The 12505-nt window shown below is 67.6% G+C and carries 12 protein-coding genes; 5 read left to right on the forward strand and 7 right to left on the reverse strand.

The genetic code is table 11. The features are described from left to right. Positions 1-47 precede the first annotated feature (47 nt). A complete protein-coding gene (locus VGP60_RS10930) occupies positions 48-1193 on the forward strand; it encodes an acyl-CoA dehydrogenase family protein (protein ID WP_327547798.1) in 1146 nt (381 codons plus the stop codon). 131 nt (positions 1194-1324) lie between these two features. Here VGP60_RS10930 and VGP60_RS10935 read toward each other — a convergent pair whose 3' ends face one another. The 3 genes from VGP60_RS10935 to VGP60_RS10945 form a co-directional block, all read right to left on the reverse strand. Further along, on the reverse strand, positions 1325-2539 hold the full coding sequence (locus tag VGP60_RS10935; RefSeq protein WP_327547799.1) for an amidohydrolase: 1215 nt from the start codon (positions 2537-2539) through the stop codon (positions 1325-1327). 11 nt (positions 2540-2550) lie between these two features. Then, a complete protein-coding gene (locus VGP60_RS10940; protein WP_327547800.1) occupies positions 2551-3033 on the reverse strand; it encodes a GNAT family N-acetyltransferase in 483 nt (160 codons plus the stop codon). A 178-nt stretch (positions 3034-3211) separates the two neighbouring features. Then, a complete protein-coding gene (locus VGP60_RS10945; RefSeq protein WP_327547801.1) occupies positions 3212-4117 on the reverse strand; it encodes an aldose 1-epimerase family protein in 906 nt (301 codons plus the stop codon). A 327-nt stretch (positions 4118-4444) separates the two neighbouring features. On the opposite strand from VGP60_RS10945, the gene VGP60_RS10950 reads away from it, so the two are divergent. Then, positions 4445-5023: a TetR/AcrR family transcriptional regulator gene (locus tag VGP60_RS10950; RefSeq protein ID WP_327547802.1), complete on the forward strand. Its 579-nt coding sequence runs from the start codon at positions 4445-4447 to the stop codon at positions 5021-5023. Then, complete coding sequence (locus VGP60_RS10955; protein ID WP_327547803.1) at positions 5023-5865, forward strand: MBL fold metallo-hydrolase; 843 nt, start codon at positions 5023-5025, stop codon at positions 5863-5865. Before VGP60_RS10950 ends, VGP60_RS10955 begins: the two co-directional genes overlap by 1 nt. On the opposite strand, the gene VGP60_RS10960 is transcribed toward VGP60_RS10955, so the two are convergent. The 3 genes from VGP60_RS10960 to pdxH all read right to left on the reverse strand — a co-directional run bounded on the left by VGP60_RS10960 (position 5840) and on the right by pdxH (position 8517). Beyond that, complete coding sequence (locus VGP60_RS10960; RefSeq protein ID WP_327547804.1) at positions 5840-6397, reverse strand: DUF3558 domain-containing protein; 558 nt, start codon at positions 6395-6397, stop codon at positions 5840-5842. The two genes, VGP60_RS10955 and VGP60_RS10960, sit on opposite strands and share 26 nt — an antisense overlap. 49 nt (positions 6398-6446) lie before the next feature. Next, positions 6447-7733, reverse strand: a complete 1287-nt coding sequence (locus tag VGP60_RS10965; protein ID WP_327547805.1) for an MFS transporter — start codon at positions 7731-7733, stop codon at positions 6447-6449. A gap of 112 nt (positions 7734-7845) precedes the next feature. Next, positions 7846-8517 carry a pyridoxamine 5'-phosphate oxidase gene (pdxH, locus tag VGP60_RS10970; RefSeq protein WP_327547806.1) on the reverse strand — a complete coding sequence of 224 codons (672 nt, stop codon included), beginning with the start codon at positions 8515-8517 and terminating at the stop codon, positions 7846-7848. Between the two features lie 251 nt (positions 8518-8768). On the opposite strand from pdxH, the gene VGP60_RS10975 reads away from it, so the two are divergent. Continuing rightward, complete coding sequence (locus VGP60_RS10975) at positions 8769-10439, forward strand: purine-cytosine permease family protein (RefSeq protein ID WP_414640324.1); 1671 nt, start codon at positions 8769-8771, stop codon at positions 10437-10439. On the opposite strand, the gene VGP60_RS10980 is transcribed toward VGP60_RS10975, so the two are convergent. After that, the gene (locus tag VGP60_RS10980) at positions 10417-11043 is read right to left on the reverse strand and encodes a TetR/AcrR family transcriptional regulator (RefSeq protein WP_327547808.1); all 627 of its coding nucleotides are present in this window, start codon (positions 11041-11043) and stop codon (positions 10417-10419) included. The genes VGP60_RS10975 and VGP60_RS10980 overlap by 23 nt on opposite strands. 102 nt (positions 11044-11145) lie before the next feature. On the opposite strand from VGP60_RS10980, the gene VGP60_RS10985 reads away from it, so the two are divergent. Beyond that, complete coding sequence (locus VGP60_RS10985; RefSeq protein ID WP_414640319.1) at positions 11146-12351, forward strand: lipase family protein; 1206 nt, start codon at positions 11146-11148, stop codon at positions 12349-12351. Positions 12352-12505: the final 154 nt, after the last annotated feature.

A 12505-nucleotide genomic window follows, 5' to 3' on the forward strand; every position in this document is an offset into this window, starting at 1 on the left:
GGGCCCACAGTACTGTTTTCGGTACACCTGCGCTTCGGGAGACCCCCATGCCGGCCGAACGACTGCTTCCCACCACCGAAGCCAAAGACCTCGTCGCGCTCGCCACCGAGCTGGCTCGTGAAGAACTCGCGCCGCTGGCGAGCAAGTACGAAGAGGCCTCACAGTTCCCTCGCGAACAGTTCCGGCTGCTCGGGAAGACCGGCTTGCTGGGGCTGCCGTACTCGGAGCGCTGGGGCGGCGGCGAAGTGCCGTACGAGGTGTACCTGCAGGTACTGGAGGAGATCGCGGCCGCGTGGATGTCGGTCGGCGTCGGCCTGTCGGTGCACACGATGTCCTGCTACGCCCTGGCCCACTGCGGCACGGACGACCAGCGTGACAAGTGGCTGCCCGAAATGCTCGACGGCGACCTGCTCGGCGCCTACGCGCTTTCGGAAACCCACGCCGGTTCGGACGCCGCCGCGCTGTCCACCAAGGCCAAGCTCGACGGCGACCAGTACGTCGTCAACGGCACCAAGGCATGGATCACGCACGCCGGCGAGGCCGATTTCTACACGACGATGGTGCGCACGAGCGACACCGGCAGCGCAGGCATCTCCTGCCTGCTCATCGACGGCGCGACACCCGGCCTGGCCGCCGCGAAACCCGAACGCAAAATGGGCCTGACCGGGTCGACCACCGCACAGCTGATGTTCGACGGTGCCCGCGTCGATGCGGACAGGCTGATCGGCGGCGAGGGCGAAGGCCTGAAGATCGCGCTGTCGTCGCTGAGCTCGGGACGGCTCGGCATCGCGGCCTGCGCTGTCGGGCTCGCGCAAGCGGCACTGGACGAAGCCGTCGCGTATGCCAAGGGGCGCACTCAGTTCGGGAAGCCGATCATCGAGTTCCAGGGGCTGGAGTTCCTGCTTGCCGACATGGCGGCGACCGTGGAGTCGTCGCGCGCGATGTATCTGGACGCCGCTCGGCGCCGCGACCGTGGCATGCCGTTCCAGCGGCAGGCGTCGATCGCGAAACTCGTCGCGACCGACGGGGCTATGCGCGTGACGACCGACGCGGTGCAGGTGCTCGGTGGGGCTGGGTATACGAAGGACTTCCCGGTGGAACGGTATATGCGGGAGGCGAAGGTGCCGCAGATCTTCGAGGGGACCAACCAGATCCAGCGCATGGTCATCGCCCGAGAGCTCCGCGCTTCGTGACTTTGGGTGGGGCTTGCACGGCTGGTTGTGGGTGGGTACGTCACCACTCGACGTGGCTGTCCCCGGCTTAAAGAACTGAAGGGACCTTTCGTACGAAAGGTCCCTTCAGTCAACTTCGGTGGAGCGGGGGCTCAGCGTTCTTGGTAGCGGCGTTCGGCGACCACGCCGACACCCTTGCTGTCGTCGAAGTGGTAGACGTCCTTGCCGCGCACGAAGACCCGCATCGCGCGGTTCATCACGTCGAGCGGGTCGCCCGACCAGATCACGACATCGGCGTCCAGGCCGGGCTTGAGCGCGCCGACCTTGTCGTCGAGGGCAAGCATCGCGGCCGGGTTGACGGTGAGCGCGCGCAGGGCGACATCCGGGTCCAGGCCGTCCTTGACGGCCAGTGCCGCCTGGTAGACCAGGAAGTTGATCGGGATCACCGGGTGGTCGGTGGTGATGGCGATCGTGACCCCGGCGCGCGCCAGGATGCCCGCGGACCGCAGGGTGCGGTTGCGGAGCTCGACCTTCGAGCGGGTGGTGAACAGCGGGCCGAGGATGATCGGGATGTCGCGCTCGGCGAGCAGGTCGGCGATGAGGTGGCCCTCGGTGCCGTGGTTGATGACCAGCTTGTAGCCGAACTCGTCCGCGAGCCGGATGGCGGTCACCATGTCGTCGGCGCGGTGGACGTGCTGATCCCAGAACAGCTCGCCGTCGAGCACCTTGGCCAAGGTCTCCTTGGACAGGTCGACGTCGAACGGCTTGCCCTCGGTCCGCGCGTGCTCGCGCTGCGCGGCGTAGTTCTTGGCGCCGGTGAAGGCGTCGCGGATGATCGACGCGACACCGAGCCTGGTCGACGGCGTCTTGCCCTTGTCGCCATAGACGCGCTTCGGGTTCTCGCCGAGTGCGCTCTTGACGCTGACGTCCTCGGCGAAGACGAGGTCGAACGCCGTGCGCCCCCACGTCTTGACGCCGATCGTCTGGCCACCGATCGGGTTGCCGGAACCCGGCTTGATCACCACGCTGGTGACCCCGCCCGCCAGCGCGTCGTCGAAACCGGTCTCGAACGGGTCGATGCCGTCGATAGCGCGGAACCGCGCGCCGTTCGGGTCGGTCATCTCGTTCGTGTCGTTGCCCGACCAGCCTTCGCCCTCTTCGTGCACCCCGAGGTGCGCGTGGGCGTCGATGAACCCGGGCAAGACCCACGAGCCGGACGCGTCGATCAGTTCGGCGTCCTCTGGCACGTCCACATTCGCGTCCTTGCCGACCGCGACGATCTTTCCGTCTTCGATCAGGACCGTTCCGCCGTCGATCGGGTCACCATCGACGGGGACCACATAGCCACCAACAATCGCCTTAACCATAGTTCGACACGCTAACGAACTGCCCCGCCACAGTGGACACGGGCCTTTTCGAAATGCACGAGCTCGTAGTCGCCCTCAGGTGAACGGTGGGTTTCGCGGTAGCCGAGCCGCGGATACATCCTCAGTGGACCCGCGCTGTGCTCACCGGTGAACAGCCGCAGCACCGTCACCCCGCGCGGCAGACGCTCCTCGGCCGCGATCAGCAACGCACTGCCGAGCCCCTGGTTCTGCTGATCAGGGGCGACGACGAGCCTGCCGACCTCGCCGACGGCGCCGGCCACCCTGATCCGCACGGCCGCCACGAGACGGCCCGTGTCGCGGAAACCCCACGCCAGACAGGCGGGGTCCCGCAACACGAGGTGCACCTCGTCGAACGTCTCCAGCAACGGCGGCAGGTCGAGCGTGTGGTGCGCCCGCGCTTCCGGTACGTACGCGGCGCGCTGCAGGGTCAGCAACTCGCCCGCGTCGGGCAGTCCGAGTCGCGTCGGTTCCATCGTTCTCCTCGCAAAGATCCATGACCGGTGGCGCTTGTGGCCACCGGCCATCAAGGAGACGCCCGGAAGGCTCCCCTTAGCAAGGAAATTACGATTCGTACCAACTTGGAATACGGACCTTCGTCGCAGATCGCGTTCGAGTGTTCATGGAACGCGCTTGAGTGCGCACAGACTGCACTCAAGCGAGACGGATGCCCCAGCTGCCGATCCAGGCTTCGCCGGGCGGGATCTCGATCAGGTCGGTGCCGGTGTTGAGGGCGTCGGCGGGGCAGGTCATCGGCTCGATGGCGATGGCGCGGCCGCGGCCGACGAGGTCGCCGGGGGTGAATACCTGGACCCAGCCGAAGTCGGGGCCGGTCCAGATATCGAGTTGCTTCTCGCCGTGGGTGAGCAGATGGTGGTGACGGCCGTCTTCGGCGGCGGTCAGGCTGCCGAAAGCGGTGTCGAGGTCGACGCCGGCCAGTAGCTTTCCGGTGCGGAAGTCGTACTCCGTGTCCTCGACGTCCTGCTCGTCGGCGTACGGCATCTGGGCTTCGCCGACGTACGGCCGGACACGGCTCGCCGGGAGCGTCAGGGTCAGCTCGTCGGTCGGCACGTCACCGATGCGGAAGTACGGATGTGTCCCGACGCCGACGCCGATCGTCGTCTCGCCGTCGTTGCGCAGCTCGTGGGTCACCTTCAGCTCGCGCGGCGCGATCTCGTAGGTGATCACGGCGTGCAGCGGCACCGGCCAGCCCGGCTCGTCGGCGATGTCGACGGCGAGGGTGATCGACGACTCGGCGTGCTCCAGCAACTGCCACTCCTTGTGGCGCGTGAGCCCGTGGATGGCGTTGCCGCGGGCCGCTTCGGTGATCTCGAGCTGCTGCTTCTCGCCCTCGTAGACCCACTGGCCCGCCTTCGTGCGGTTCGGCCAGGGCAGCAGCACCTGCCCGGCGCCCATCGGCGGCTTCGCGTCGGCGTCGAACTCCTCGACGTAGGGCACCCCGCCGATCTCGAAGGCCCGCAGGCCCGCGCCGATTTCGGTGACGACCGCGCGGGCGGCGCCTCGGGTGATCTCGAACTGCTCTCCGGTGGGATTCGCCATGCGCGTGAATCTACCGGTGAACTCCGGCCTCGCGAGCGGACCGGCTCGGCGTCGAGTTTTATTGATGGGTCGTGAGTGTTTACAAGTGTTATTGATGGGCAAGGTCAAAGGTGGTGTCGCTCGGATGCGAAGTGTCGCACTTTGGTGGGAAAGTGCCCCTCGACTGGTCGTGGAGGTCGTGAGTGGCAACAAGTGTTAGAACACTCTTTGCCACTCACGACCCACCCGCCCAAGCCGAACCCGGCCACCCAGCCCAGTCCGCCAAGCCACGTGGCCTTGCCATCGACAACTAGACCGGTCGTCATAGTTTGGGCTACGGTGACCGTCATGGTCCGCCGCACCGACACCCGCCAGCGCATACTGGACACCGCCGCCGAGCTCTTCCACACGCAGGGCTATCACGCGACCGGCCTGAACCAGCTGACCAGCGTCGGCAGTGCCCCCAAGGGCTCGCTCTACTTCCATTTCCCGGGCGGCAAAGAGCAGCTCGCCGCGGAAGCGATCGCCGTCTCCAGCGCGCAGTTGTGCGAGGTGCTCAAGAAACTCGTCGTCCAGGCACCGGACGCGGCCACCGGTATCGAATCCGTCGTGAACGCGCTCGCCCAGTCCCTGCTCGACTCGGACTTCCAACGCGGATGTCCACTTGCGACAGTCGCACTCGACGTCGCGTCCGAGAGTGAACTCATCCGTCAGTCCTGTGTGGATGGTTACGGCTCGTGGCATGATGCGCTCGCGGATTACCTTATACAGCAAGGACTTTCCGCCGAGAGAGCGGCAGATCTGACGACGGTCGTGCTCGCCTCGATCGAGGGTGGGCTACTGCTGGCGAAGACAAAAAGAGACATCGCGCCACTGCGTGCGATCGCGGTCCACTTACGCGGCACCATCGAAAGGGAGGTCGGCTGATGCGGGTCCATCATCTGAACTGCGGCACCATGCGCCCATTGGGCGGCAGGCTGGTCGACGGGCGCGGCGGGTTCCTGCACCGCGCCGAACTGGTCTGCCACTGCCTGCTGCTCGAAACCACCGACGGGCTCGTGCTCGTCGAGACCGGCATGGGTTCCCCCGCGGTCCGGCGTCCGGACGAGTGGCTGGGGCGCGGGTTCGTGCGCGCCACCAAGCCCGTGCTCGACGACGAACTGTCGGCAGTCAGCCAGATCAAGAAACTCGGCTTCGCCGTCGAGGACGTCAAGCACATCGTGCTGACCCATCTCGACCTCGACCACGCGGGCGGGCTCGTCGACTTCCCCCACGCGAAAGTCCATGTGTACGCCGAAGAACTGCGCGCGTTCGAGCATCCTCGCGACGACGCCGAGCGCACCCGCTATCGCACGGTCCAGTTCGCGCACAAGCCGAAGTGGAGCAGCTACGGCGATTTCGGCGAGAGCTGGTTCGGCTTCGACGCCGTCCGCGAGCTCGACGGCTTACCTTCGGAGATCCTGCTGATCCCGCTCGGCGGGCACACCCGCGGCCATGCCGGGATCGCGGTGGACACCGGCGACGGCTGGCTGCTGCACGCCGGCGACTCGTACTTCTTCCACGGCGAACTCGACCCCGTCAAACCGCACTGCCCGCCGGGCCTGGCGTGGTTCGAAGGCAAGGCACAGACCGAAAAGCAGCCGCGGCTGGACAACCAGCGCAGGCTGCGCGAGCTCGTCCAAGACCACGCCGGTGAGGTGAAAGTCTTCTCCTCACACGACGCCGTCGAGTTCCGGAAGCTGGCTACTGCGCGTCGACAGCCTGCTTGACCAGCGGCGCCATCATTTCCTGGGTCATCTTGTCCGGGCCGACGTAGCTGACCAAGGTGGGCACGCCGCCGACGATCTTCGCCGCGGCGAGCGTGGCCGTCGTGCCGGGTTCGGTGTAGTACACCGCGCCCTCGCCGACGCCGGGAACCTCGACGGCACCGGCCTTCTTGGTCTTGATCGAGGCGATCATCTCGGCCGGCGTGACCTTGTTGCCCTCGTAGCGGGTCGCCGCGAGCGCGCCGACCTCCTTGCCGCCGCCCGAGAACACGCAGGTCTTGGACTGTCCCTTGTTGACCGGGTCGGTCTGCGAGGGACCGGGCTTGCTGGTCACCCCTTCGACCGAGATGGCCTTGCCCACGGCCTCACCGCTGAGCAGCGAACACGGTTCCTTGACCTCGGCCATGGGAGCGCTCAACGAAGCCGGAGCCGGTGTGGAGGACGGCGCCGGCGCGGCGGCGGGCTTCTCGTCGGAGCACCCAGCAGCCAGGAAGGCCAGCGCCGCAATTGCGACAATTCCCCGTTTCGTACGCATCCATCCACAGTAACGCCGTCGGTCAGGCACTGTCGGTCAGCACTGTCGGTCAGGACGAGATCGGCGCTCGGTAGCGCCAGAACGCGGGCAGCAGCGCGACCGCGAGCACGACGAACACGATCACCAGGAACCCGCCGCCCGCCGCCGAAGCCGCGGTACCGACCCCCGCCGCCGTCCAGCCGTGGGTGACGTCGGCGATCCGTGGTCCACCCGCGACGACCACGGTGAACACGCCCTGCAGCCGTCCGCGCATCTCGTCGGTGGTCGCGCTCTGCAGGATCGAGCTGCGGAACACCATGCTCACGAAGTCGGCCGCACCGGCGAGCGCCATGAACACCACGGCGAGCCACAGCGACTGCGACAGCCCGAACCCGATGATCGCCACGCCCCAGGCGACCACGGCGATCGTCACCGCGACGCCGTGCCTGCTGATCCGCGAGAGCCAGCCCGACGCGATACCGCACAGCAGCGCGCCGATCGGGATCGCGGCGAACAGCCAGCCCAGCGCCGGTCCACCGCCCGGTGGATCGCCGAAGGTCCGTTCGGCCATCTCCGGGAAAAGCGCGCGCGGCATGCCGAAGACCATCGCGATGATGTCGACCAGGAAGGAGGCGAGCAGGATCTTCTGCGTCGCGAGGTAGCGGAAGCCGTCGATGACGTCGCGGAGCCCGGCGCGCCGCACCGGCCCGTTGAGCGGGGGCAGCGGCGGGAGTTTCCAGACCGCCCACAGCGTCACCGTCAGCACGACGGTGTCGACGAGGTACAAAGTGGACAGACCGACGACCGGCATCAGCGCGCCGGCCGCCATCGGCCCGAGCACGGCACCGAACTGCATGACCGTGGCGCCGAGCGAGATCGCCGCCGGGAGCAGTTCGACCGGCACCAGCCGAGCGATCACCGCACTGCGCGTCGGCATGTTGACCGCGAAGAACGCCTGGTTGACGCCGAGCAGCAGCAGCACGAGCCACACGGAGTTCAAGCCGAGGAACGCCTGCAACCAGAGCGCCGCCGAGGTCACCGCGACCCCGGTATTCGTCACCAGCAACAGCTTGCGCCGGTCCACGGTGTCCGCGATCGCGCCGCCCCACAGGCCGAACACGAGCAGCGGCACCAGCGCCACGGCCCCGGTCAGCCCGACGAAACCGGACGAGCCGGTGATGTCGAAGACCTGCTTGGGCACGGCCACCGCGGTCAGCTGGCTGCCGACGGCGGTGATCGCAGTGGACACCCACAACCGCCGGTAAGCCGGGAGCTTCAGCGGGCGGGTGTCGACCACAATGGAGCCGAGAACCTTGCGCGCGCTCTTACGCGGTGCCGTCCCCGGCTCAGTACTCACAACCCAATACCTTAGCGGCGCTAACTATCGCCCGTCGCGTGACTTTCCTCCCGCTACCGGACACGGAAAAGGCCCCTCGCGCGGACACGAGGGGCCTTTTCCGACAAATACGTCAGGGCGCGACGCGGTCGATGTGCCAGCCGTCGTCGGTGCGCACGTAGCAGAGCCTGTCGTGCATGCGGTCCTGCCTGCCCTGCCAGAACTCGACGAGGTCGGGCCGGATCCGCCAGCCGCCCCAGTGCGGGGGTACCGGGATCTTCTCGACGTCGGCGAACCGGCGCTCGATGCCGTGGAGAGCGGTTTCCAGCGACCGGCGGCCGTCGACGACCCGCGACTGCGGCGACGCCCACGCGCCCAGCTGGGAACCACGCGGCCGTGACGCCCAGTAGGCGGCTGTCTCCTTCGAGTTGACCTTCTCCACCTCACCGCGGACGGTCACCTGGCGGTGCAGCGGATACCACGGGAACGTGGCGGACGCGTAACGCGTCGCCGTCAGGTCGTGGCTTTTGCTCGAGGTGTAGTTCGTGTAGAAGACGACCCCGCGTTCGTCCAGCCCCTTGCACAGCACCGTCCGCGACGAGGGTCGCCCGTTGGCGTCGGCCGTCGCGAGAACCATCGCGTTCGGCTCGGGGAAGTTGGCCGCGACGGCTTGGTTCAGCCAGCCCTGCAACTGCTCGGTCCAGGTGGCCGCCAGCGCTGACTCGTCGAACGAATCGCTGTCGTAGGCCACCCGCATTCCCGGCAGCTGGACAGCCACGTCCGTGTTGTCGATCTCCAGACTCATCGCCAAACCTCCGCACCCGGTGGGGCATCTCGTGTTCACGGCTATGAGCCGACCGTATTGCCTGGCAGGCGGTGTGGGAACCCACTGAACGGTGACTCCTGCCACCCCTTTTGGCCACTGAGACGTTTCCGCAGCGCAACCAGCTGTAACACCACAGTTACCGGCGAAACCTCGATCGATAAAGTCCGGCCCTACCGTCACCCTGCTCCCGCGCCGACCACCACCCGCCCCGGAGGCAGCACGTGACGGAAATGCTGGAAAACGTCGAAAGCTCCCCGAAACGCACCTACGCACCCCTCGCGGCGAACGAAAACCGTGAGGACTATTCGCTGCGGTTCGCCGCCCATTCCTTCCGCCGCTGGTCCCCGTTCGTGGTCGCGACCACGGCACTGGGCGGCATCGCCTATCTCGCCGACTTCGCCATCGGCGCGAGCATCGTGTTGTCCTACGGTTTCACCTCGGGGGTGCTGGCGATCCTCGCCGCCGCCTTCATCATCTTCGTGACGGGCGTGCCCATCGCGTCGGCGTGCGCGAAGTACGGCGTCGACATGGACCTGCTCACCCGCGGTGCCGGCTTCGGTTACTTCGGGTCCACGTTGACCTCGCTGGTGTACGCCAGTTTCACGGTCATCTTCTTCTCGCTCGAAGGCTCGATCATGGGCCAGGCGTTCAAGCTCGCCTTGGGCATTCCGCTGCCGATCGGCTATCTGCTCTCGACGTTGATCGTGCTGCCGTTCGCGCTGTACGGCATGGGCGCGGTCGCGAAGATGCAGACGTGGACGCAGCCGCTGTGGATCGCGGGCCTGATCCTGCCGTTCGTCGTGGTCGCGATCCGCGAGCCGGGCAAGATCGGCGAGTTCGCCTCCTTCGGCGGCACCGAAGGCGCGGGGTCCGGGTTCTCCGCGATCGGGTTCGGCCTCGGCATGGGGGTCGCGCTGTCGCTGATCGGGCAGATCGGCGAGCAGGCGGACTACCTGCGGTTCATGCCGGAGAAAACGGCGTCGAACAAGCGGTCCTGGTGGGGCGCGGTGCTCGCGGCCGGTCCCGGCTGGGTGATTCTCGGTGCGCTCAAGCAGATCGGTGGCGGTTTGCTGGCGTTCCTGGCGCTCGGCGTCATCGGCAAGGCCGAGGCGCTGGAGCCGATCGCGCCGTATCTCGAAGCGGTGAAACCCGCGCTCGGGCCGGTCGCGCTGACCTTCGCGGCGCTGTTCGTGGTGGTCTCGCAGATCAAGATCAACACGACGAACGCGTACTCCGGCTCGCTGTCGTTCGCGAACTTCTTCTCCCGCGTGCTGCACAAGCATCCGGGCCGGGTCTGGTACGTCCTGGTCAACTGCGGGATAGCGCTGGCGCTGATGGAGTTCGGCGCTTTCGGGTTCCTCAACAAGATCCTGGGCTTCTACTCCAACGTCGCCATCGCGTGGATCGGCGCGGTGACCGCGGACCTCGTCATCGCGAAACCGCTGGGACTTTCCCCGCGCTACATCGAGTTCAAACGGGCTTACCTGCACAAGATCAACCCGGTCGGGTTCGGCTCGATGGTGGTCGCCTCGGCGGTGTCGATCACGGCGTACTTCGGCGCCTTCGGCTCGTTCCTGGCGGCGTTCAGCCCGCTGCTGGCGCTGCTGATCGCGATCGTCGGCGTGCCGCTGCTGGCCGTACTCACCAAGGGCAAGTACTACCTCGCGCGGCCGAACACCGTCAGCGGGCCGGACGCCGACGCGCCCGACCTGCAGGCCACGCAGAAGTGCCTGGTCTGCGGCGACGACTACGAGCTGCCGGACGTCGCCGACTGCGCGAAACAGGGCGGCGCGATCTGCTCACTGTGCTGCACGCTCGACAGCACCTGCCACGACCTGTGCCAGGAACCGGGCAAGTCGCCGGTGATGCTGCCGATGCCTACCGCACGGGCTTCCGAGTGATGCCCGCGAGCATCAGGCCGCGGAGTTCCTCGGCCACCTGATCGGCCGGGAGTGGCGGGTCGTGTGCCTGCCACTCCCGGAGCAGGCCCGTCGCCGCGCCGACGAGCGCGATCGACGTCAACCGGAAGTTCCTTCGCGGGGCGAGTCCGGCTTGGGCGGCGTGCTCGGCTTCCGCCTCGATGAAGGCCGCCCACTGGTCGACCCATTCCTGGTGCTGCGCCTCGAGTTCCGCGCTCACGCCGACGGCTTCGACGTAGTTCAGCCGCGGCAGCCGCGGGTCGGAGGTGACACTCGCGACGAACGCGTCGAGCAGCTGGAAGATCCGCGTCACCGGCTCGGCGTCGGCCAGCTTTTCCACAACGGCGACGACGTGGTCCATGGCGAGGGTGTTGATGCGCGCGTGCAGGTTGAGCAGCACCTGCTCCTTGCCCGCGAACTCCTCGTAGAAGTTGCGCGTCGACACGCCCGCCAGCGCGCAGAGCTCGGTGATCTTCGATTGCTGGTAGCCGCGTGAGGTGAAGAGTTCCAGCGCTGCGGTGAGCAGCTTTTCGCGGCGTTCCGCCCGGCGCTGCTCGGGTGGGACACCGCCGTAACCGCGGGCCACCGTGCCTCCTCCGGGTCAATTTCGTCGCTGAAGATTGCCAGATGCTAGCAACTGCGCCTACATTGCGAAAATCTGAATTACCACTCTAGCCCGGAGGCAACGATGCTTCGCCGAGTGTTAATCCCCGTGCTGGCCGCGGTGACGATGGCCGCGATGGCACCCGCGGCCATCGCCGATCCCGCGCCACCGTCCCCCGCCGTCGACCCGTTCTACACCGCTCCGACCTCACTGGCTGGCGCGCCGGGCGACGTCATCCGACAGCGTGACGTGCAGCTTTACGCCGAGCCGTTCCGCGTCTTCCCGGCGCCGGTCAAGGCCTGGCAGGTCGTCTACCGCTCGACGTCGGCCACCGGCACGCCGAACGCCGTGTCCGGCACCGTGATCGTGCCGCCGATCCCGTGGACCGGGGCGGGTTCGCGGCCGATCGTCGCCTACGCGATGGGCACGCAAGGCCTCGCCGACAACTGCGCGCCGTCGTACCACCTGCGCAACGGCGACGAGGTCGAGATCGCGTTCATCGTGCAGGCGCTGCTCAAGGGCTGGGCGGTCGCGGTGACCGACTACGAAGGCCTCGGCATGCCCGGCACGCACACCTACGCCGTCGGCCAGTCCTCCGGCCGCGCCCTGCTCGACGTCGCCCGCGCGGCGGCCCGGGTCCCCGAAGCCGGGCTCAGCGCGTCGGCGCCGGTGGGGGCGTTCGGCTACTCGCAGGGCGGCCAAGCCGCGGCCGCCGCGGGCGAACTGCAGGCGACCTACGCGCCCGACGTCAAGCTGGCCGGCGTGTCCGAGGGGGGCGTGCCGTCCGACCTGAACGTCGTGGCGAAGAGCAACGACGGCGGGATCGGCTTCGGTCTCGTCGTCGGCGCGGCCACCGGGCTGGCGACGGCGTATCCGGAACTGCCGTTCACGGACATCCTCACGGCTCGCGGCAAGCAACTCGTCGAGACGGCGAAGAACTCCTGCGTGGTGGGATTGGCGGCTTCCGCGCCCTTCGGCCGTCTCAAGGCTTTGACGACGAACCCGGACGTGCTCAACGACCCGCGCTGGAAGGCGCGGCTCGCGGAGAACCAGCTGGGCAACGTCAAGCCCGCGGCGCCGATCTACCTGTACCACGGGACCGTGGACGAGCTGATCCCTTACTCCGGTGCGGTGGCGTTGAAGAACCGGTACTGCGCGGTGGGTGCGAACATCCAGTGGCAGCCGGTGCCGCTGGCCGGGCACATCGTCGGTGTGTCCGTGTGGGGCACGACCGCCCTGAACTGGCTGGGCGACCGCATGGCCGGAAAACCCGCCACCCCGACCTGCTGAGCACCCATCCAACGTGACCTGCCCCGGGGAGCCACGCGCAGCTGAGTGGGTGGCTCGTGAGTGGCTACGAGTGTTCTAACACTCGTAGCCACTCACGAGGGGTGCTGGGTCGGGAGGCACGGCCAACGGTGGTCACCTTCAGAGGTACGGCCAG

It is taken from the genome of Amycolatopsis sp., assembly GCF_036008905.1.
Taxonomy (GTDB): domain Bacteria; phylum Actinomycetota; class Actinomycetes; order Mycobacteriales; family Pseudonocardiaceae; genus Amycolatopsis.

Excerpts from the sequence above, each read along its gene's own strand:
- VGP60_RS10955 (WP_327547803.1), top strand. The coding sequence starts at position 5,023 with ATGCGGGTCCATCATCTGAACTGCGGCACCATGCGCCCATTGGGCGGC.
- VGP60_RS10935 (WP_327547799.1), bottom strand. The coding sequence starts at position 2,539 with ATGGTTAAGGCGATTGTTGGTGGCTATGTGGTCCCCGTCGATGGTGAC.
- VGP60_RS10945 (WP_327547801.1), bottom strand. The coding sequence starts at position 4,117 with ATGGCGAATCCCACCGGAGAGCAGTTCGAGATCACCCGAGGCGCCGCC.
- VGP60_RS10940 (WP_327547800.1), bottom strand. The coding sequence starts at position 3,033 with ATGGAACCGACGCGACTCGGACTGCCCGACGCGGGCGAGTTGCTGACC.
- VGP60_RS10985 (WP_414640319.1), top strand. The coding sequence starts at position 11,146 with ATGCTTCGCCGAGTGTTAATCCCCGTGCTGGCCGCGGTGACGATGGCC.
- pdxH (WP_327547806.1), bottom strand. The coding sequence starts at position 8,517 with ATGAGTCTGGAGATCGACAACACGGACGTGGCTGTCCAGCTGCCGGGA.
- VGP60_RS10960 (WP_327547804.1), bottom strand. The coding sequence starts at position 6,397 with ATGCGTACGAAACGGGGAATTGTCGCAATTGCGGCGCTGGCCTTCCTG.
- VGP60_RS10930 (WP_327547798.1), top strand. The coding sequence starts at position 48 with ATGCCGGCCGAACGACTGCTTCCCACCACCGAAGCCAAAGACCTCGTC.
- VGP60_RS10975 (WP_414640324.1), top strand. The coding sequence starts at position 8,769 with ATGCTGGAAAACGTCGAAAGCTCCCCGAAACGCACCTACGCACCCCTC.
- VGP60_RS10950 (WP_327547802.1), top strand. The coding sequence starts at position 4,445 with ATGGTCCGCCGCACCGACACCCGCCAGCGCATACTGGACACCGCCGCC.